Raw genomic sequence first — 21,381 nt, 5'->3', positions numbered from 1 at the left:
AAATAAGTAATTACATACCTACTTATTTAGACTTTAAATAATAAAACTGTTAATGTGCCAACGGCATTTGCATGATCTAATTGTCCACCATAAGACAGTGTGGTCGAGACATTTCGAGGCAGAAATAGATAGGCGCTACCGCCGCCATGCATTGCCGTCGAAGAGACGGATGCGATTCGACCACCGTAAGACGAATCAACCCACACAGTACCACCACCTTGTCCATACCCTCCGGAATATGTCCACCCATGCACACCGATATAAGGGATTACCAAATGTCTGTCATAGCTCGCCGCAGGTATGCCGATAGATGAGTTGAAACCTAACACGACCGCTTTGGCAACATCGCCCTCAATCTTTTCAGCATAAACAGTTCCGTTGAAGTAGCCTTCTTGTGCTTCAATTCTGCCTCTAAACACCCCCTGATTTGCATAGACAGTACCCCTTACTGTCACTTGGTTGAACTCAGCGTTACCGTTTTTATTGATCGACCATCCTGCTGACGAACCAGCATAATTATCAGACTGAATTACTTGCCCAATCTTTGCGTTATCAATAGTCCCGTTTTTAATCCATGCCCCATTCATATAGGCAACGCCATTCTCAATTACAAATGGTGTTGTAATATGCCCATTAACAGAGTTAACCAATCCAAAGCGATCCGCCTGAACAAGAAATTGCGAAAGCCCTGTGCTATCGATACCAAGTGCAATACCGGCAACATACTTCTGGCCACCAGAGGTTGAGGTTTCCATCTTCAGAGTCCATGCGGTAGACACCTTCTCGTTCGTATCCGCAATCGCTTTTGCCTGCTCCTGAATGATCGCAGAGTTGCCATCAACCTCAGCCTTAATCGTATCTACTCTCTTACCAAGTGCGCCATCTGCATCTGCCCTAGCAGTAGCCTCGGATGTAATAGCTGCTTTAATGTCTTCCGATGTTTGAGCTGCCAGAGAGTTAATTTGAGAAGACAGGGCACTATCTGCATCCGTCCTGGCACTGCTCTCAGCGCCAATCGCTGCCTTAATGTCCTCCCCCGTTTGCGCCTTTAGTGTGGTTATCTGGCGAGCCAGGGACTCATCGGCGGTAGCTCTTGTCTCCTGTTCCGTCGCAATCGCAGCCTTAATATCGTCATCAAGCTGAGACTGAAGCGCAGTGATTCGCTTCGAGATAGCCTTATCCGCTTCCACACGAGCCGTCGTTTCCTCGGTAATTGACGCTTTAATTTCATCACCAATTTCAGCACGAATCTCTTCGACCTTAGTTGCCATTGCCGACATATCATCAGCGAAAGCCTTCTGCGTAGTGGCAATCTTCGCGTTGTTGATCATCTGCTTGTGCTGGTCTTCATCCTGACGGAGAGCAAGATCGATATTTGTCTTGGCAATAGCGTCGATATTTGTTGTGACCTCGGAGCTTGCGCGATCAATTTCGGCAACAGTCTTCTTCATTTCTTCAATTGCCGCAGCGCTATCATCAACGGATGACTTCATTGCCTCAATTTGCTTGGCATTAGCCTTATCGCCTTCGACACGGGCTTCACGCTCTTCAGCAATCAGCGCGGAGGCATTGTCGAGCGCAGCGTGTGCCGCTTCAACAGCGCCAGCGACGGCTTTACCCTGCTCAGAAACGGTCTCCTGCAACTCAACCAGAGCCGCATTAGAGTCCTCAACCTGCTGCAGAGCGTCATTGACCTTATCCAGCGTGCCTGAAACCTCATTCTTGAGATCGGTTTGAGACTGCTGGAGAGTTTCATCGGCTGCGGCCAGTTCCTTAAGGCTCTCTTCCATCTGCTTATGAAGATTGTCGACTGCATCCTGAGACGCCTTCGTATCGATTTCCTCAAGCAGCTCCTGACCCAACTCGGACGAAGTAATTTTACCTGTCAGGAATGAAAGAACGTCTCTTGTCGTCGCTTCCGTACCCAGATTTGAGTTCGGCGGGCTTAACATGCCACGCTTGTTCGCCGCACGAACCCAATAGTACCAGGTCTCACTATCTCCCAAACCGGCATGGGTGAACGTTGTGCTGGCGGCCTCTGCAATCAACTTTGCTGTTTCCAAATCGTTGGTCTGGGAGGCGTACACGTTGATGTGATCGAGGTCGATTGAGTCCGGGTTGACCCAATTCAGAATCACGTTGCGGTAGTCGCCAACAGCCGTCAGAGAGGTAGGAGAGCCTGGCGGCGTCATCGTACCTTTTACTTGATAAACGGTGCTGATGATGTCCGTCTTCTTGCCGCTGAACGAAACCGCATAGAGCTGAATGTCGTATTGACCATTCTCGGCAATATTGAGGATCTCGAACTGCTCTTCGGTAACGCGTGCGGACTGCCAGTTAGAGACGTTGTTCTCATCGGAACGGCGCCAACTGATCCAATATTCCGCAGACTTACCCTCCCAGGTGGCAACGAGTTTGATTGAGAGGTTGCCCGGACTGGAGATATACGTCCCTTCCGTCACCTGCAGGTTAGTCGGCTTCGAATAAGTCGGATCGAGAACGGTGTTGTTCTCGGGGATCAGCGTCGCGCCGTTGTCGATGGCTTCGTACTTCGATGCGTTATTCTGGACAACCGTAACGTCAAATGTCCCCTGGGCATCCCCCTGAGCAACGTTGATAACGCGCACACGCATTGGCTCCAGATCTGGCTCTGTAATCGTCCAGACGCCATTCATTACCGGCATATCGCCGGAATTGAGCGCTTTGGAGAAGGTCACTTTGGTAATGTCTTCCCCGGTCTCAAGAATATCGCGCTCAACGATTTCACCTTCCTGATTCAAGATCCGGATGTAGCTACCGGCCTTATTCAGCGTAACCGGTGCGTCGAGAGTGATACTGTTCTTTGTGAACGCCACAATGCGGCCAGAGTTGCGCTTACCTGCGCGGTATTTGTTCTGAATCAGCACCGTTTCGCCCGGCATCAGGAAGGAAGCATCCAGCCCTGCCGTAAAGCTGATAACGTCCGATTCCATGCGTGCGGTATACAGCAACCACAGACCGACACGATGCGCCTGGCCGCGGCTAGTGCAGCCGAACGCAACCACTTCGGTTTTGCGCTCGCCATAACGACGCATCGCCTCCTGGTCTTCTACGTACTCGATGTTTTGTTTGTAGCCGTCTTCCTTGTTGTTGTAGGTCACAAGAGCCACTGACGGACGGTCTTTGCGCGCAGATCCCTTATAGCTGAACATGCCGTCTTTGACGTTCGCGTTGGTGAACATCATGACCGGATCTGACGGGCTATCCTGCATGACGTTAACCATGCCGCCAGCCCAGAAGACCATACCGCGGAAGGCGCCAGCGATATCCTGAATCAGTCGGTACGCGTCCTGACGGCTGGTGATCTGGGTGTTGATAGCAAAGCGCTTCTCTTTGCCCCCGAACCCATTGTCAACTTCTTCGTCGCAGTAGCGCCCAATCTGGTAGATCTGCCCGAGGTCAATCATGGACTCAGAAACGAACTGCCCCAGGCCATAACGCGCGTTGGTAAGCACGTCGAAAAGAATCCAGGCTGGGTTTGAAGACGAAAGCAGCTTAAAGGTGCCATCCCATACGCCGATATAGGTATTTGTATTCTCATTGTAGTTGGACGGGACGCGGATCTTCAGGCCACGAACCAGATACGAACGAGACGGCATCGAGCTGCCGAACTGCTCTGAGTTAACCTTCAGGCCAACCAACGCTGAGTTCGGGTAGTTCATCGGTGTATCGACGATCTCACCGATAGAGTCCACCCACGTATCGTTAAAAATGTACTGAGTGTTGCTGTCTTCGGTAATACGAATCACGCGAATTTTGTAGGCACGACCTGGCTTGGGCAGTTTCAGTTCATAGCTGCGGTAGTAGACGCCTGTCTTTTTTGCCGTCAGCGTAACTTCGGAAGTGCTCTCCCCTTCTGCGATGGCGTCCTTGAAGGCATTGTCGCCATTGGCAATCTGGAATTTGTACTTCACGGTCGTACCGTTGGTATCACCGGTCTTTTTGTCGACGCTACGCAGTGACGGGAACTTCAGAATGACGCGGACACGGTCTGCCTCATCGTTATCAATGGCAATCGTGACGTCGTGAGTTCTTTTCAACTGGATGTTGACCGACTTCGGCGTTTCAACGAAATCGAACCCGGCCATCGGCGTCTGGTCTTGTGAACCATCACGGAAATCCCAGGTGATACCACTAAAGTTTGGTGACCCGTCTTCGTTGAGGATTGGCAGATCATCAATGAAGATCGATTTTGCGCCATCCACCAGCCCGCCAATGACACCTTCCCCGAGCAGGTCGAGGATTGACGCCATAGCACGCGAGTTTACGGTATCGTCAGCTTCAACCGGCGTGCGGCTGGAGCCACTGCTTTTCTTACCGCCAGCACCTGCAATCAGGAGAGGCAGTCTCTTCTTCTTGAACTGTTCCATGTTCAAAAATTCCCTTCTTACTAAAGCTGGTCGATGGTGATCGAAGAACTCACTACCTGTGAGCCGACCAGAATTTCCTCACCATAAATGAGCTGAACCGGGTTGCCCTGGTTAGTGGTGTTTTGTGGCCCGTCGAAATAAAACGAGTTCGAGTTATCTGCCTGCCTTACGCTGTCATTGGTCGCCTGGGGCGAAATTAGCTGAGAAATACCGCCCATCATCAGTGATAAGCCGAGCGGGGCCAGCGCAGGGAACCAGAATGAAGTAACCATGACGAGTGCCCCTACAACTGTCTGGAACCACCCAAAAGCCTTGCCGCCGCTACCGCGAGGAACCGGTGTGATGCGGATCTTCGCGATGTTGTCGGACTGCCCCATCATTTGAAACTCGCTCTCATCAACCGACCACTTATGCCCCTGCTTATTGGTGATCTGGATGTGATACTTGTCGTAGGTCTTCATGTTGCGCTTCATCCAGGCTTTTAAGCCCGGACGGTTGGCTTCGACCAAATCCAACGCCTGTTTGGTGTTGCGCACTTTTAAATGCCAGTGGCGGCCGAAATGTCTGGCCATCGGGCCACCAAGTTGCACATGAACTAACTCAGACACGTCTCATCTCCCTTGAGTAAGTCTCTGTGACGCAGGTGGTGCGTCGTGTGTTTCTGGTACATGCCACCGTAATAAGCGCGGCAGCTCAGGCGGTCGATCTGGTGGTGCAGGATCATTCCGTCTCCGATGTACACCGCGCAGTGGTCAGGCATCTTTCCGTACTGAATGAAGAAAACGTCACCACGCTGGGGTTCCGTCCCCGGCGCCAGACGAACAAGCCCTTCATTGCGGTAGTTCTGATCGAGAATGTCGGTATCGCCCGTGTACCACGATGGAATATGCAGGTGCGGGTTCGGATTCAGCTCGACGTTGAACTCACGCTTCAGATAGTCGCGGCACAGCATCCAGCAGTCGAAGACACCAAACACATAGGGTCGTCCCAGATAAGGCATCTCAAAGCCGTCTGGAGTGATCACATTCATCTCACTGAAGTGAAATGGTGCATCGCCCTCGACATTCTTCCGAACTGCCAGAATCAGCCCGGAACTTCCGTTGCCTCGCATCCGGCACGGTCGGCGTCTGACGCATCAGCTGATTCGTCAGTGTGGGAGTGCCAGATGGCAACCACGTCTCCCGCATCTTCCGCTGCGATAATGTCGTCAGCGTGCATAACAAACGTGTTTTCCGGGTTTTCCGACACGTTCCGGGCCTCCATGAAGCGATATTTCTCGCCAGTGGTACGCACCAGAAAGCCACACGCTTCGTTCGGGTAGCGTTTGATGGCTGTCAGATAGATTTGCTGCATAATGTCCGACCCAAGCTCAGGGAAAGCTCTATTACCCATAACGCGTTGCTCCAATGAACCCGCCAAAGTGGATTACGCCATTGGCAAAGTAGTTACGGCGTGCGTTGCATGAGTCGTAGCGTTTCGTGCAGTAATCCGCGCCTGACATGGTGGTTTGCTGGTTGTTTTTGTCGAAATATGGGCCTGTGTAGCCGCACTCTGGGCCGCGGTATTTCCACGGGCAGGTGTTTTTGATGATCTGGCGGTACGGCAGCTGCACGCCCATCAGATCGAACACACTCGACAGCTCAAACTCGACAACCTCATGGGTTTCAAGAGTCTTCTGCTCGACGAACCACATCTCATCCGGAAAATGCTGATTTGGATCTGCGGTTGGATTCCCGTCTTTGAAGTTGGCCGCATCGAGAAAACGCGCCAGCGTCATCTTGCGGATGATGCGACAACCAACCAGATCGTCGTTTGCCTGGACTTCAGCGGAGACAGTACCGGCAAAGTTGGAGACTTGGATTTTTGGACGCGGCAAAGTACCCTGACCAGTCTTATCAAAGCCTGACGCTTTGATTGGCCACGGTTCGTAGGACACACCTTGCCAAACGACTGGCTCCATCAGTTCGTTTGTACCGGCGTGGAAAAACAGCTTGCCCCCAGAGGTGGTGTTCGACATATCAAGTTCGAACAGCTCAATGTGCGCCGAAGGCGACAAGCTCTGAATATCAGCTTTAATACCCATCGTTTCTTCCTTGAAATAAAGAGGCGCCAACATCCTGTCAGCGCCTACAAATAATAATAAATAAGTGATTACTTATCTAGTGGGTTAAATTATCCTTCATAAATTTGTCGGAAGGTCGCAGTGAGAACGAGATAGCCCTGGTAACGCTTCACAGTATGGCTGTCGCAGACCACAACCATCTTTTTGCCACGAGGGTTCGTCCAGTAGAACGACTCAACGGCCGCGCGTGCCGTCAGAAAGTCATCGACGGCATTAATAACGTCGTAAGAGCGCGTGAATGTCAGGCTCCACTCTTCTTTAATGCGATTGAGACCTTTGGCCTGGCGCTGTTCGTAATCGTCACCGAAATTCAGCACCGTCACGTTAGGCTTCACGGTCTTTTCCGACTCGTAGTCGGGATACCAGTTAAAAGTCAGTCTTTCCATCTCACATCCTTGTGAGACTGCCCCTTACGGGGCAGTCGTGGTTAGTTACGTTGAGAGTTAGGGTTGAGCGAACCGCCTGGCCGCTTCTCCTGAGCGATGGTTTCAAGCGCGATCGCCTTCATGCGCTGAGCTGCCTGACTCCATGCGCCTTCGGAATTGCTGTTCTCCGAGACACTGCCGTCGCTGTTGACGTTGATCTCAATGCTGACAGGTGAGAAAACGCCGCCACCGCCTTTAACACTCTCTGCGTTGAGCGTGACCGGGATGGAACGCCCATCCGGAAGAGGAACGTAGGCTTCGTTCATATCCCCTTCACCAAACAGCGCCAGCTGTGGAGAGTCAGCGATACCACCTTTCTGGTACGCACGCAGCGGAACCACGCCGTCTTTCCCGAAAATGCCGCCTTTGGCGAACTTCGGAATTGCCGGGATGCCGCCAGTACCATCAGATGCCGATCCGGTGAGATTGTTGAACCCGGAGTTAGAGCCGGAGGAACCAGATCCGATGTTGTCGAAGCCACCACCAGCCCAGGCAGACACCAGCCCGGAGGCAATGGTTGCGCCGAAGCTCAACCACTTATTGCCAGAGCCGGACATGTTTGCGCCCAGCATGGCAAACGCGGCAGAAAGCGCGCCAGTGACAGAGCTAAGGTTCTGCATGGAGAAGATGGATGTCTTCACCGCTTTGGTTTCCGCGTCTTTGGCTTCAGTACTGGTAAACAGTCCATTTACCCAGCTGCCGATCGCATTGGTTGCAGATCCAATCGCGCTGGTCGTCTGCTGAGTGGTCTGCCCCAGACCGGAGACTGAGCTGGAGGTCTCTTTCGTCGCCTCGCCCACGCTCTTATCGCCATTGATCGCATTCATCCGGACGCCCTGGTTGGCAACCGCTGACGCGACACCAGAAAGCAGATTACCGCTCTGAGAGCTGCCCGCTGCCGTCGTTCCCATCCCCAGCATGTTCATGAGTGGCAGGGTGATCTGCGTCTTCACAACCATGTTGGTGATATCGCGGAGAATGGATTCTGCCAGGCTGGAGAAGTCCAATTTACCTTTCATGACGAAGTCGGTCAGCGTATCCGTCATATTGCTGAACAGGTTGCTCCAGCTGTTTTCCAACTGATCGGCCAGATTCTCGTACTCAAGCGCCAGCTTCTGTGTCGCCGTACCCGTCTCTTTGATGAGAGCGGTGTTGCCTGCCGCCACCAGTTGGTTAATCTGCTTGGTGTAGAGCGCCACGATTTTCGGATCAGAAGCCTGGTAACGCAGATCCATCAACGCTTTCAGGTTACGATTGTAGGTATCGTTGAAATCGGCCACCTTCTCTTCACGAGACGGCTTGTAACCTGCGCTGATGATGGAATCGGATTCCGGCGCCCAGGTGGAGATCATCTGCTCGACATTGCGGCGATTGAACATCTCGCGATAGTCGTCGCTCGCGTTCGCCAGGTCAGCCAGGCGTGACTTGGCTTTGTCGATCATCTCCTGAGTGATGAACTCATTCGGTACGGCGTTGGCCAGTTCGGTCAGCGATTTGGTGGTATCGCGGAGAGACTGATCAAACGACACGGTCGCTTTTGAGCTTTCACCCATCTGCCCCATAAGCTGATCGGCTTTATCCAGAGCTTTCTGGTAGCCGGCCGCCAGTTTACGCTGCGCGTTTTCTTCCTTCCTCGCTGCACGTTGAGAGGCATTGGCGGTGCGCTTCCCGGCTTTTTCCGCTGCTGCGGCATCCTGCTCACGCGCTTTGGTCAGCGCGGCGATCGCGGCGGCCCGCTCCTCGTCGCTCATTTTCTCCAGAGAGGTGGCGCTGGAGGCTTTCTGCAGGTTCAATTGGGTTTTGAGCTGTTTCGGCCCGATGATCGGCTTGCCTTCGAAGTCCATCATAGGCGTACCGTCTGGCAGTGTGCGCTGGTAGGTCGCGGAGTCCATCTGGTTCCGCATATACTGTGCCAGTGCTTTTTGAGCCGCCTTATCGGTCGTCCCTAACCCCAGAACAGTTCCCTGGTTGGACATTACGCCCTTACCGGTTTTCGCCGCGCTATCACGCTCGAACTCCGCCTGAGTCAGCTCCTGAGCAACAGCTTCAAGATGCTCCTGATACCCGCGAATGCTGCCTTGCAGCTTATGAACCTGCTCTGTGTTCCCCTCTTTCTTCGCTTTCTCCAGCAGGTCGCTGAAATGGGCAATTTGCTTCTCGGTGGCGTTTTTACGAGAAGACAGGTCGTCGACCAGCTTCTGTGCAGGTTCCAGATAAGACTTGTTCACCTTCTCGCGAAGCGGCGCGAGCAACTTGTTCTTCTCGTCGTCCGAAAGTGATTTGTCGTCGTTGATTTTCTGGATCTTGTCCAGAGCCTCCTGACGGGCTTTCACAAACGTCGCAGAGAAGACCTGGTTATCTGCCCGGATTTTCTCAATCTGGGATTCAGCAGCCTCTTTTGCTAGGCGCTTGGCTACCGCGCCATCACCCAACGCCATCGTGCCGGTTGTTCTTTCGTACTCTTCCTGATTTTTCTTCAGGCGAGCCTCAACAACCTCTTTGGACTCCTTCACGGCGACAGGGCCAGCCACTGTGGAGTAGTAGTTCACGCTTTCGCCAGTTTTAAGCGCCTGCTGGTCTCGCTGGATCTGCTTTTCAAGCTCGGCTGCACGCGCTGCCATCTGCGCACGCTTGGCCGCCGTCATCGCCTCCGGGATTTTGCGGATCTCGTCCACGACTTTGGACGTTTCGCTGCGGAGCATGGTCATATACGTGATAAGACCGGCTACAGCCACGGTAGCTACGGTGAACGCTGCACCAATGGGGTTTGCTGCAATGAATGCAGTTAGCCCAGCAAATGCGCCCTGAAGCCCCGTAATCGCGCCACGGATAGCGAAGATCAGCGATGGGATTGGAGCCAGCCCCATACGAGCCGCACGATTAAAGCGGGTGACAGCTGTCGCGCCCAGATTGAACGGAGCCTGGAGAACGGTCGACATCTTGGTAAATGTGTTAACCATTTGCCCGGCAGTGCCAATCACGCCAGCAATCCCGGCGCGCATCAGCTTGAACGCCACCATTGCAGCAACGACTTTGCCCAAGCTGATAACCAGTTCCTGGTTTTTAGCCAGCCACTGCGCCAGCTCGCGTAAGCCGTCGATCGCCGTGGAGAGTCCGGAACCCAGCGAGTTAGCGAACGAAATGCCCTCTGCGCTGTTCATGATGGAGGCCAGCTCTTTCATCCCCTTTGAGAGAGAATCCAGATAGCCCGCCTGACCGACACGATCGGCAAATAGCGTAAAGGAGGTTTGCAGTTGCGCCAGCGCACCAGTGTAGGTTTGCATCATGTCTTTGGCGGCGTTTTCGTTCTCCGCACGCAGACCAACGAACATCAGCGATAGCGCCTGTTTCGCTTCCACAGTACCGGTGGAGACTGCTTTGGTCAGTTCCCCCATAGTGATACCGGCAGCGTCTGCCATCGCTTTCATCGCGTTAGGAACGGCTTCACCTAATTGCTGACGCAGTTCTTCCATCGACACGACGCCCTTACCGGACATCTGCTGGACAGCCACGGCAGCACGTTTAAGCAGCTCGCTATCGCCGCCGAAGCGTGCAACAGAGTCCACCAGTGCTTTCAGCGATCCGTCAGTAGGATCGAGACCTGCCGAGCGGAATTTAACGAAGGAATCGGTCAGCGCCTGCATCGCAAACGGGGCGTTTTGCGCCATATCCACGATGTACTGCATATCCTCTGCGGCTGCTTTGCCAGGGTTGGCCTTGTCCTTGTTCAGCCCGCGCAACATGACGCGCATACGCTCCATTTCGGAGGCAGCTTCGACGATTGGCTTCTGCCAGCCGAACAGGATGTCAGTTACCGTTCTTGCCGCATCTCCAATCTCGCCAAGCAGGAAAATGTTGCCGCGCAGACCAGAGAACACACCACTTTCAGCACCACGCCCGCCGTGGCCATAGGAACCGCTGTGTCGACCGCCACCGCCATTACCACCGCCCTCACCGTAGCCGCTGGTGCGCACACGTACCGGCTTGCTGATCAGTTGCTGGCGACCAATCACGGCATCCATCTGATCGCGGACTTTCTTCAGCCCCTCGGCAGCCTGGCTAGTTGTGACACCCCAATTACTGAGACGCTTCGTCGTGGTGTTAAGGCGCGTATTCATACCACTCACGGAGGCAGAGGCTTCTTTTACCTCCGTACCGAAGCGGCTGGCGCTCTTGCCAGCGAACGTTGCCCAATCGGAAAACTCATTGAGTTCAGACTGAACCTTGCGCAGCGATGTGGTGAGTTTATTAACGGATGAGGTGGTTGTGTCGACGCGCTCAATCAGGGTTTTGAGACCTGAGTTGAGGCTGGTAATGTTGCCTCGCGTCTTGCGCGAAGCATCGGACACAAGCTCGAAGCCGGCAGCTACATCCTGTAGTTTGTCTGCCGTGGCATCGAGTTTGGACTCCAGAACGCCGATGATGCGGGAGACCGAACCCAACGAGCGTTCCAGATTGTTAATTTTCTGAGCTGGCTTTGTGGCCTGCTCCCCGAATCTGGTAAGTAGCTTACCCGCCCGGTCGATTGACGCTGTAAACTGCTTGTCTTCCAGCGACAGGATAAACTCTACGTTTTGTGACATTCCCTTGTCATCCTCTGCCAAAAATTTGCATCAGTTGCTCTTTGGCGTCAGGGTCTGCCTTATCCTTGCGTGGATCGTAGACTTTATCGGTTACGACTGGTCTTCCAATCCTGAGTTGCAAACCCTCCATGAACGCCTTCACGCCCTCGCCATCTGCCTGGGCAGCGCGAGCGACTTGCAGGTTGCGGACATCCTCTTCCGCGCGCAGACGGTCGATGTTGCGACTGAGCATCCAGAACATCGTTAGAGGGACGCCCAGCAGCTCTAATGGCGACACGGCGTAGTGAGCAACTACACGACTGAAATAGAATCCGAGATCTATCGATACGGTCTTTACCCCGGATTCATCGCGGGAAATTACTTTGCCCCTTCACCAGCCGCTTTTTCGTTCTCTTCATCAATCACTTCCATAGCGAAGGTGAAGATCTGCTGGAGCTGCGGAACAGTCAGTTTTTCCAGTACAGCGTCCGGCACGGATGGGATGACCTTGCGAACCAGGTCGGCGTAAGCAGTTACCTGCTCAACAGGCGACATGTTCTGGAGGTCTTTGCCTTCCATCTGCTTGATGGAGACGAACAGGCCAACAGTCATTTCAACGATGGGGTATTCCTGACCGCCGAACTTGATGCTTTTCTTCGGAGGCAGAATGGAGTCGAGATCGAGTAATTTGGTCATTGGTTAAAGTCCTTTTAAAAGAGAGGCTCTTCCTGAGCCTCTGCTTAGTTAGATCGCGATTATTGGGCAGAATTAACCGTTACTGCTTTGGTCGCTTTCTTGCCGCCGCTATTGCTGGTAAAGGAGATATTTGCCGAACCTTCAGCTACTCCGCGAACCAGACCAGTCTGGTCAACGGTGGCTTTCTCCTGATTGTCTGATTCCCACACACCGGTTTTGTCGCCGGCATCTGCAGGGGTGATCTGGGCAGTCAGTTGCACGGTCTCACCGGCTTTAACTTCCGGAGATTCCGGAGAGATAGAGACGGTTTTAACCGGCTTTGGGCCGCTCATTTTCCCCAGCACGCCGTCGTCATCCGGGTAAGCGGTGAACTGAACGGAGAACACGCGAACATCATCAGACTGGTAGGTCATGGTGAAGTTACCTGCGGTCGCAGCTTTCGGGATGGTCAGAACGTAGTCGGTGGTATCCTGCGGGGTCAGAACCAGCTCTTTGGCTACGTCGATCAGGTTGACGCCCTGTGCGGAAGTGATGGTCACAGCGTTATCGTCTTCGCTCAGAGTAGAACCCGGCATCAGATCGACCATATTCTGCAACACAGACTCGGCCAGCGGCGCAGTGATAGTAATGTTACGACCCTGCACCAGCTCGGAGATGGTGGTCTGCCCCAGCTGGTCTACGGTGACTTTCAGAGTTTCGGTCGCAACTTCAACCTGAACACCGCCTTTGGTGTAACCCAGATCAACGCCACCAAACGACACTTTGCAGGCGCCAAGTTTGATGTTTTTTACATGGGTATTGGACATTGTTGGAAAACTCCTTTTTCCGTTAAATCAGCACCTTCATGGTGCCAATGGTAAGTATATACTTACTTATTTTATTAATTCAACAAATAGCCCGCAAATTCAATCGGGATACCCGCTTCAATCAACGAACCTTCGTTTTTGTGATAAGTAATCGGCATCGACATTGGCCGAACCAACCGGAAGTAAACGCCCTCTGACACGGTTTCTTCAACCGGGAACATGTCCATGATCTTATTGGCTTTCGCCACCGCCTTTGTGATCGTCGCATTACGCACGATGACGGTGAAAGAGTCGTGATAGAAGCCTTTTAACTCATGGTCAATGGTGATCCCCGTATTGGGAGTAACCAACAGAACACCGGACTTCACATTGGCTGGCATGTAGTGACAGAAAATGTCAGTGCCGACTGTACCGATCTTCGCCTTCTGCATCAGGCTCGCAAATGCTTCAATAAACACATCAACCTCTCGTAAAACCTGCTTTCCTTGCCGCTTCTGCTATCGTCTGAGTGAACTGCTTCTCACTGATCTGCACGGCTCTCTCAAGGAACAAAGGCCCAACTCGTGGCTTCACACCAGCAACTGGCGGGTTGGTGACGCTCTTCATGCGGGAGAGATAGCCGAGACGATACTTGCCCAACTCCATGTACTCCGCATAATCGCCAACCTCAACACCCGGATGCCCTTCGCGTGGTTTGGCTCCAGATACCGATAACTCAATACGCAGCCCGGTATAGCCTTCTTTGACCACTCTCGCGAAGATCGCGCTTTCGAGTGAGGCAGTCTCCAGCGGGGCCATTGCCCGCGCCAGACGCTCAACCAGACGCGCCAGCTTCTCCATGTCACGGATGAGATAACGCTTAAAGGCTTTCTGGCTGTTATTGAGCCTGTCGCCAGCACGCTTAAACTGATGCGCGTCGTACTTCAGACCCATATGTTTGCCCCTACTTCCAGATGCCCAGGGCGCCCACGCAGTCCCCAGCGACGATGCACGCTGGATACCTTCAGCTTTTGCCCCTCCAGAATGAGAACGTCATCAAGCTGCACTGCGGCCTCAAGTGGGATCACCAGAACAGCATCGAACAATTCCAGATTCGCTTTACCGCGACTGCCGGAGCTGTCCGCACGTACCGATGACTTCTCGTTACTTTGCTCAAACTTAACGACGCCGACGTTCGTCTTCCTGACGAACTGCAATTGCGCTTCACCGTAGACATTCTTCGAACCCAGACGGTAAATCGCTATCTCGGCTTGCCATGAAATGTTCATGCACTCTCCCTGTGGTTGGCAGCCGCACTCATTACCAGGCGAAGGCGCGATTGCTCGTCTTGAGCCTTTCGACCAGAAGTAAATAATGCGACTGGCGTTACGCACGGCGAACAATCATGCGGTTATTGATGTAACTGACCAGCAGTCGCCAGGTACTGCGAGCCACATGCACATTTGCCGCTTTGCCGGTGCGGTACATATTGGTCGTTTCACCAATGGACTCAGACAGAATGCCGTCCTCGCGGGCTGCCGCTACGTCATTACCGTTAGCGATTTCGCAGGCTTCATTAACCACGGCCAGCATTAATGCCTGTTTGAAGTAGTCCGGGAACTCGTCGAATTTCTCCGGCGTCATCTGCTCCCAATCGATCAGATCGTGACGATATGCCCCGTCAGCGCCCCACGGAATGTCATAGACGTTCAGCATGTTTTGCGGGCGATCGTACCGGTCGAAGTCGATACGCAGGACTTTGCGGATTGAGAACGGCAACGTTTTGACGCGTCTGGTGGCCTCAATGAGACGTTTGCGCATCAGCCCTTCGCCATCAGCTAACAGGGTGTCGCCGTTCAGCATATCGATAGCTTGCATCTGGGCGTCTGCGACCGTTGCGAATGACTGGCCTGGAATTGACAACTCGAAGCTATTCAGCAGAACGTACATCTTGCGCTCTTCATGCGTCAGCCCGGATGCCACCGCTTTGACAATGACGTGTCGCAGATCGCGCTCTTTATCTGAAAGCAGGTTGTGTTCGGCCGACACGACAACCGGAATGGACATCTGCCCCTCAGTAATATCGAGAGGTTCGTTATCGACGATGATCGCACCAGCGCCATCTCTGACGGTATACGTGGCCGACTCAATATCCAGAACGTTAAATGCAAACGACAGGGAAACTGCTTCCCCGCTACGGTACGTGTCGATCTGCGCCATTACTCACCGCCCTGTGCTTTCAGGATGCCTTCGATCATTTCAACGATGCCTTTGGCTTTCACGCCAATCTGATTGCCAATCTGACGCAGACCCGCAATACCCTCACAGTCCGCAATCGACTCCAGCTCTTCACGAGTAAAGCGCTGTACCGGTTTGGCTTCCACTTCAGCCGTACCACGTTTCATTGGCACAATATCCGGGGCCGCCGTCTCGACAATGTCGTCCGCAGTCAAATCATTGCGGCTGCTGTACGCGGCAGAAGGAGATACATTTTTGCCTTCAACGGTAGTGGCACGCATGGAGGCACAAATCCGCTGCTGATCGATGAATGGCAGTTCGGCAACCGAGATGCCGTCGACAAACTGGATACCGCAGAGAATGCCCGTGTACCCCAAAAACTGAGGCTCCAATAAACGAATTTTTGCTGGTTTCATTCTTCTTCTCACTTAATGGGCGGCATAGCCGCCCATGTGTTCGTTACGCAGCCGGTGCTGCGGTCACTTCAACGGTCGCAGTGGCTTTGTGGCTACCGTCTTCCGTGGTGACTTCGATAGTGGCAGTACCTGCAGCCACACCGGTCACAAGTCCAGTTGCGCTATCAACCGTCGCAAACTCGGCATTTTTTGACGCCCAGGTTACGCGCTTATTGGTTGCGCCAGCCGGTTCGATGTTCGCGGTCAGCTGTACCGTTTTGTTGGCTTCAACGCTGGTGGTGCTCGGATCGACAGAGACGCCAGTAACAGCAACGACAGGCTCAGTGACTTCCACCGTGGCAGTAGCTTTATGGCTACCATCCTGCGAAACCACTTCAATGGTTGCCGTACCAACGGCTACGCCAGCTACGTTACCGTTCTGGTCAACGGTCGCTTTGTCGCTATTTTTGGAAGTCCAGGTGACTCTTTTATTGGTTGCGTTTGACGGTTGTACATCAACGCGCAACTTGACCGATTTCCCCTTCTCAACGGAGGTAGAGTCTGGCGTTACCGTAACGGACTCCACGCTGACAGGCTTAACGGTCACTTCGACTGATGCAGAAAGCTGAGTCTGCTTATCGGTGGCGGTGATCTTCACTTTGCCCGGAGTCACGCCAGTAACCAGACCCGTACCGCTGACTGTGGCGATCTGGTCATTGGCCGACGTCCAGGTGAATGAATCTGCGCTTTTGCTCGTAGTGATACCTGCACTAAGTTGAACGGTTTTGCCCACCAATACGGACGGCGCAGCCGGTGTAATGGTGACAGACTGAGTGAACGGAATTGCCCGGAAGCAAGCCGCAAGATGGTTCTGCTGGCGCTCGCTCAGAGGCTCGTTGGAGATGGAATTGGTGAATCCGGCACGGCACATATGCCCCGTGAAATCCGCAAACGCCTCTTCCGTGATCTTCATCTTTTGTTCTGGCATTTCTCGCTCCTATAAAAAGGGTGGGCGTATAGCCCACCCTTAAACGGTAGATAATTACTTACCTACTATACTGATCAAATTTTTACGTTGGTCAGCGCGGCGATAGCCTTGTCGTGCTTGTTCGCCAGAGAGCAGTACCACTTAACGCGGGTACGGGTTGCGTCTTTGTTCTGAACAGTACCGATGTTCTCAACAACGATACCGGCGTTTTCACCGCCATACAGACCAGTCACACCGTTCTCTTCGGACAGGTGCAGGCAGTAGATGCTTGCTTTGCCCGCGTCAGTCGGGATGAAGTCGTTCACGATGAACGGTACACCGTTGTGGCACAGCATCGGACGGCCGAAGTTTTCCATCATGATTTCGGACGGGCCGAGGCTAACGGTACGCAGCAGAGCGCGGTAAGCACGCAGGTGCTCGGAACGCATCATGATGCAGTCTGCGCCCAGATCTTTCACCGCGTCGACCAGCTCGTCGAACATGGAGAAGGTCATGGAAGCGCCTTCGATGTCGATCTTCTGATCGTCGTGCATCAGCTTCGGAATACCGTCGAACGCTTTGTTGTTGGTGCTGGAGTCGCCCAGAATCAGGTTGCGGCGGAATGCGCGAGCCAGACCTTTCACCTTCTGACGAACCTGGATTGCCAGCTGGTTGTTGGTGTCGGACATAGTGGTCGCCAGGAATTTGTCGACGTCTACGTCGCCTGCCAGGATACGCAGCTTCGCAACGTGTTCGGTGAAGGTTGCAGCGCCTTCGGTGATGGTGTCGTTCACATCAATGAAGGTTGCTTCGCTCAGGGTAGCTTCGCGGTTGTAGAGGTATGCCTTAGAATTAATCTTCATGAAAGGCAGAACAGCGAACAGGTCATCGCGATCGATGATGGTCTCGATCACACCCTGCTCAAGTTCGTTGTTAGACAGCTTTTCAGCTTCATCACGCAGTAATGGCATCTTTCATTTCCCTATGATTTAAGATGTTACTTGAGTCCGATTTTCCCCAGACCGGAGGTCAACTTATCCATAGTCGACTTGCTCTTCGGCTGGTTTACTTTGTGGGTCGGTTTGCTATTGGAACCAGCACCCTGCTTGGCTTCGCTGCGCAACAGTGCGTCAGCTTCCGGATCTGCACGCAGAATGCGCTCAATCGCGGATTCGAACGGTAACGGTTTGCCTTCACCGTCAACCAGAACTGCACGTTCTTTCTGACCGGCTGGCTTATCAAAGCCCACAACACTACCGTCTTCACCCACTTCGAAATGAGAGCCGTAGATAACGCGAGCCTTAGCCGGAGTCATCAGAACTTTGTCACGCAGGAAGGCAGAGCCGCTGAAGGAAGCGCCAACAGTCATTTCGACCAGTTGAGCCTTCAGTGCGGCATTCTCGCTCTCCAGAGCGGAGTAGCGTTCGTCGCGCTGTGCCAGTTCAGCCTGGTGCGCTTCGATCATCTGCTTTTTCACAGCATCGAACTCACCACGGCGTTCCAGTTCAGTCTGCTCCGCCTCCCGACGTGCGGTTTCTGCGGCTTGTTCAGCTTCGAGAAGCTGGCGAGCACGTGCCGGGTCAATATCACCGTACTGAGCCAGCTGATCGGCCAATGTGCGCTCTTTCTCCTTGCGCTTCATGTTCTCTTTCAGCAGGTCAGCACCGGCTTTCTTGGACTTACGCAGTTCTGCCAGCAACTCTTCCTGAGTCATACCGGCATACTCGTCGTCGTCACCCTTCGGTTGCTCTTTTTGCTCGCCCTGTTTGCCTGGGTCTTGATTGCCCTGCTCATTGTCTCCAGCAGGAGCACCGCCATCAGCGCCTCCGCGCTCATGCGCTTCAGCTACATCCATCAGGCCACGACGGGCCATAAGCATTTGCCACAGATTCATAGAAATTCCTTTTCGTTACTTATCACTCGGTCTCTTGAGTAGATGAGTCCCCATTCCCTCGGGGTTGATCTTGCCCGCTTTCTTGGGCTGCATCTCGATCATAAGTAAGTGCTGACTTATTTTCAAGGGTATTAAGATCATTTTTTGGAGGAAATTTCAAGAGATCTTTTTGAAATTCCTTTTGCATCGCCTCGGAAATGTTCGGGAAGACCTTCTCGATGAGCATTTCCATCTGATGACGACGAACAGAATCAGGCGCCTGGAGCAGAGACAGTTTCTCAGCAACGGCAAATTCGTCAGTCAGACCGCGAATGTCGAAACTTTCCGGGTACGCGATCAGAGAGTGGTCTTCATCCAGTTCGACGCCCATCCATTTTGCTGCCAGTTGCATCATCTGGCGCTCTGCCCTTTCGAGGCGCTCTGCTTTTGTCACCAGCAGACTATTAACGCGCTGGAAGTCGTACATCTTCGCTGCGCCCGAAGAGTTATCGATGCCCTGTGCGTTATCCTGCTTGGTTCGCTCACCTGCCACACCAACGGAATGGTAGATCTCGTTAATCACCGTCTTAATCGTGGTGATGATCATCTGAGCCTGTTTCGGGTCTGGAGACAGGTAGAACGGCTGATTACCGCTCTCAGAGTCGAAGGTGAAGACGCGTTTTGTCCCCATTTCGAGCACTTTGGTGTGGTTTTCATCGCCCGGCAGCAGTGACTGAACCGGGATAGCCAGCTGGCTGAATGTCTGATCCTGAATAATCGCGTCAAGGTTCGACAGGTAGTTGGCCACAGCGCGATCAAGATAGGCGATATCGTCAATCAACGACGGGCTGAAATACGGAGACTCGCTTTCGCCAATGCAATCCACCGGAAACACCGGCACCACGCCCAGATTATGCTGGCCGCTATCCTCCAGAACGACTTTGGCCTGACGACGACCGCTATTTCCGGAACCTTTCTTCACTTCTTCACGGAAGAGATACCACTCGTTTTGCGTCCACAGACGGTAACGCTGGTATTCCTGCCCGGTTGACGTAAACGGATCTTCGTCGTCGCGCGCGATTTCAACAATCAGCGCCCACAACATATTGCCGTCTTCATCCCAGGCAACATCAAGCAGCTGCTGCGGAGAAATCCAGTAAGCATAGGCACGCGCATCATTTTTCTTCTCGTCTGCAACAGACTCAACATCGACGTTCATGGTGCTGTCCACGACAACCCAGATACGGCCATAAATGGATGATTGCAGATCGATAGCCGCCATAAACGCATCGATGGAGGTGTTCTGGCGCGTGGCTCGCTTCCAGAAATTGCGGATCTGCTCCGGCGCTTCATCAGTGTTGCGGTGAATGACCTCTTTGAAGAGGTATTTGTTGATGAGGTTTACCACTTCACGAGTGTGGTTGAAGCGATAAGCGCGTTCCAGGCGCTCTTTGAACTCCTGATCGCCCTCTTTGAAGTAACGGAAGATATTGTCGTTGAACCAGGCACGCCCGCCAGCGTAGGTGCTGGCGAGGAAGTCCCAATGTTCTTTTTTCTTCTCATATTCAGGGTGGCGTCGTGCCACAAGGTCTTTGATTTGCTTGTCAGTCAATTCCATTTGCTTTTCCCTTCTGTTTAGGTAAGCACTTACCTATCTAGATCCACCAAGAATAACACGATTTTTCACCGGATACCTACGATGAACCGGATAACCCAACGCATCTGCACTGTGTTCGATGCCGCCAGTCTTATCCATGTCGCGTGAGCCTGGCTTGTAGATCACCTTCTCCAGCGAGTCGATGAGATGTTTGCACTTCGGATCGATGTACAACCGGGTTTCGCCCGAGGCACTCATCAACATGCGGTTCACTGCGTTAACACGGTCTGCGATCGGCGGGTGCTTCTTCGGATAATCGACTCGAAGGAAACCTTTTTCCTTGAATATATCGACGTCCGATTCGCCGCGTGCGTGCTGGCGATACGCACCTGCCGGGTCAGGGAAGATAGTGACCTGAGACTTCCAGCGCCAGAAACGACGCTCCAGCTCATCACACACTTCAGCCGTGTTGGAAGAGAACAGAACAACCTCGTCCACGGCCCACAACTCACCATTTGGCTGCGGCTGCAGGATGACCGATGACATAGGGTCGATGTTGAAGTCCTGACCAACCCAAATCGGCAGTTTCGGATTGAACTGGAGTGGCTTCACATGCACATTGCGGTCGAACGGGTAGTAAACGCGTCCGGACATGTTTTCGAAGCTGGCCAGGTATTCCTGTGCGAACGATTTAGGGTCCATATCGTTCTTCGCCGCTTCGATTTCCGCGCTCGGTACGAACGGAGAATCAGCCGTAACGAACTGCCAGCTCTTCCACTGTCCTTTGCGTTGCAAATCTTTGTTCTGACCGATAGTCCACAGCTTGTGGAACTCGGAGAAGCCTTTTGGCGTACCGATGATCAGCGCACCGCCACGGGTAGAGGACAGTGTCGGACGCAGTACCTTGTACCAGGTGTCCGGCTTCATATCCTGAAATTCATCGAGCACCACAAAGTGCAGTGCCACACCACGAAGCGTATCGGGCTTATCCGCACCTTTCAGCGCGATTTCAGAGCCGTTCTTCAGCACGATGGTCATCGTGGTGTCGTTTTTCTTACGAACCCATTTGCGCGGCAGAACTTCCTGCAGGTCATCCCACAAGATCTGGCGAGCCATCTGGTAAGTCGGTGCGACGTACCAGACACGTTGCTTCTTCTCTTTGGCTGCCGCGCGGATGATGGTGGAGATCGACAACCGGGATTTACCCCAGCGTCGACCCGCACACACCACTTTGAAACGATGTGGCGACTGGAAGACTTGCATCTGCCCAGAATGCAGCTGTACGAGACTCAGAGACGACGGGATGGCCATA

18 protein-coding genes and 1 pseudogene are annotated in these 21,381 nt (G+C 53.2%); all 19 read right to left on the bottom strand.

Annotated features, from left to right (window positions below):
• Positions 1 to 26: 26 nt before the first annotated feature.
• The 19 genes and pseudogenes from B9P82_RS22305 to B9P82_RS22215 all read right to left on the bottom strand — a co-directional run bounded on the left by B9P82_RS22305 (position 27) and on the right by B9P82_RS22215 (position 21,380).
• Complete coding sequence (locus B9P82_RS22305; protein WP_235883022.1) at positions 27 to 4,409, bottom strand: TipJ family phage tail tip protein; 4,383 nt, start codon at positions 4,407 to 4,409, stop codon at positions 27 to 29.
• Between the two features lie 20 nt (positions 4,410 to 4,429).
• Positions 4,430 to 5,017 carry a tail assembly protein gene (locus B9P82_RS22300; protein ID WP_001293197.1) on the bottom strand — a complete coding sequence of 196 codons (588 nt, stop codon included), beginning with the start codon at positions 5,015 to 5,017 and terminating at the stop codon, positions 4,430 to 4,432.
• Positions 5,005 to 5,801, bottom strand: a pseudogene (locus tag B9P82_RS22295) (C40 family peptidase). Before B9P82_RS22295 ends, B9P82_RS22300 begins: the two are co-directional and overlap by 13 nt.
• Positions 5,794 to 6,492, bottom strand: coding sequence for a phage minor tail protein L (locus B9P82_RS22290; protein WP_044790581.1), 699 nt, complete (start codon positions 6,490 to 6,492; stop codon positions 5,794 to 5,796). Before B9P82_RS22290 ends, B9P82_RS22295 begins: the two are co-directional and overlap by 8 nt.
• A gap of 89 nt (positions 6,493 to 6,581) precedes the next feature.
• On the bottom strand, positions 6,582 to 6,917 hold the full coding sequence (locus B9P82_RS22285; protein WP_000440566.1) for a phage tail protein: 336 nt from the start codon (positions 6,915 to 6,917) through the stop codon (positions 6,582 to 6,584).
• Between the two features lie 41 nt (positions 6,918 to 6,958).
• Positions 6,959 to 11,539: a tape measure protein gene (locus B9P82_RS22280; protein WP_101700945.1), complete on the bottom strand. Its 4,581-nt coding sequence runs from the start codon at positions 11,537 to 11,539 to the stop codon at positions 6,959 to 6,961.
• A 7-nt stretch (positions 11,540 to 11,546) separates the two neighbouring features.
• A complete protein-coding gene (locus B9P82_RS22275) occupies positions 11,547 to 11,771 on the bottom strand; it encodes a hypothetical protein (RefSeq protein WP_000952684.1) in 225 nt (74 codons plus the stop codon).
• Positions 11,772 to 11,896: 125 nt separating this feature from the next.
• Positions 11,897 to 12,214 carry a hypothetical protein gene (locus tag B9P82_RS22270; protein ID WP_000163862.1) on the bottom strand — a complete coding sequence of 106 codons (318 nt, stop codon included), beginning with the start codon at positions 12,212 to 12,214 and terminating at the stop codon, positions 11,897 to 11,899.
• A 59-nt stretch (positions 12,215 to 12,273) separates the two neighbouring features.
• Positions 12,274 to 13,020 carry an Ig-like domain-containing protein gene (locus tag B9P82_RS22265; protein ID WP_023180876.1) on the bottom strand — a complete coding sequence of 249 codons (747 nt, stop codon included), beginning with the start codon at positions 13,018 to 13,020 and terminating at the stop codon, positions 12,274 to 12,276.
• 74 nt (positions 13,021 to 13,094) lie between these two features.
• Positions 13,095 to 13,478: a minor capsid protein gene (locus B9P82_RS22260; protein ID WP_101700944.1), complete on the bottom strand. Its 384-nt coding sequence runs from the start codon at positions 13,476 to 13,478 to the stop codon at positions 13,095 to 13,097.
• Position 13,479: 1 nt separating this feature from the next.
• A complete protein-coding gene (locus B9P82_RS22255; protein ID WP_101700943.1) occupies positions 13,480 to 13,953 on the bottom strand; it encodes a hypothetical protein in 474 nt (157 codons plus the stop codon).
• Positions 13,944 to 14,288 carry a hypothetical protein gene (locus B9P82_RS22250; protein ID WP_001027662.1) on the bottom strand — a complete coding sequence of 115 codons (345 nt, stop codon included), beginning with the start codon at positions 14,286 to 14,288 and terminating at the stop codon, positions 13,944 to 13,946. Before B9P82_RS22250 ends, B9P82_RS22255 begins: the two co-directional genes overlap by 10 nt.
• Positions 14,289 to 14,385: 97 nt before the next feature.
• Positions 14,386 to 15,219, bottom strand: coding sequence for a hypothetical protein (locus tag B9P82_RS22245; RefSeq protein WP_000057119.1), 834 nt, complete (start codon positions 15,217 to 15,219; stop codon positions 14,386 to 14,388).
• Complete coding sequence (locus B9P82_RS22240; protein WP_000801184.1) at positions 15,219 to 15,653, bottom strand: hypothetical protein; 435 nt, start codon at positions 15,651 to 15,653, stop codon at positions 15,219 to 15,221. Before B9P82_RS22240 ends, B9P82_RS22245 begins: the two co-directional genes overlap by 1 nt.
• A gap of 43 nt (positions 15,654 to 15,696) precedes the next feature.
• Positions 15,697 to 16,620: an Ig-like domain-containing protein gene (locus B9P82_RS22235; RefSeq protein ID WP_101700942.1), complete on the bottom strand. Its 924-nt coding sequence runs from the start codon at positions 16,618 to 16,620 to the stop codon at positions 15,697 to 15,699.
• Positions 16,621 to 16,694: 74 nt separating this feature from the next.
• Positions 16,695 to 17,570 (bottom strand): major capsid protein, encoded by an 876-nt coding sequence (locus B9P82_RS22230; RefSeq protein ID WP_040110313.1) that lies wholly within the window; start codon positions 17,568 to 17,570, stop codon positions 16,695 to 16,697.
• 26 nt (positions 17,571 to 17,596) lie between these two features.
• Positions 17,597 to 18,493: a DUF6651 domain-containing protein gene (locus B9P82_RS22225; RefSeq protein WP_101700941.1), complete on the bottom strand. Its 897-nt coding sequence runs from the start codon at positions 18,491 to 18,493 to the stop codon at positions 17,597 to 17,599.
• 22 nt (positions 18,494 to 18,515) lie between these two features.
• A complete protein-coding gene (locus B9P82_RS22220; protein WP_101700940.1) occupies positions 18,516 to 20,090 on the bottom strand; it encodes a phage portal protein in 1,575 nt (524 codons plus the stop codon).
• A gap of 33 nt (positions 20,091 to 20,123) precedes the next feature.
• Positions 20,124 to 21,380, bottom strand: a complete 1,257-nt coding sequence (locus B9P82_RS22215; protein WP_002211787.1) for a phage terminase large subunit — start codon at positions 21,378 to 21,380, stop codon at positions 20,124 to 20,126.
• Between the last annotated feature and the right edge of the window lies 1 nt (position 21,381).

The organism is Citrobacter sp. L55 (genome assembly GCF_002850715.1).
GTDB classification, from domain to species: Bacteria; Pseudomonadota; Gammaproteobacteria; order Enterobacterales; family Enterobacteriaceae; genus Citrobacter; species Citrobacter braakii.
This window is presented reverse-complemented; position numbering and strand designations above follow the sequence as displayed.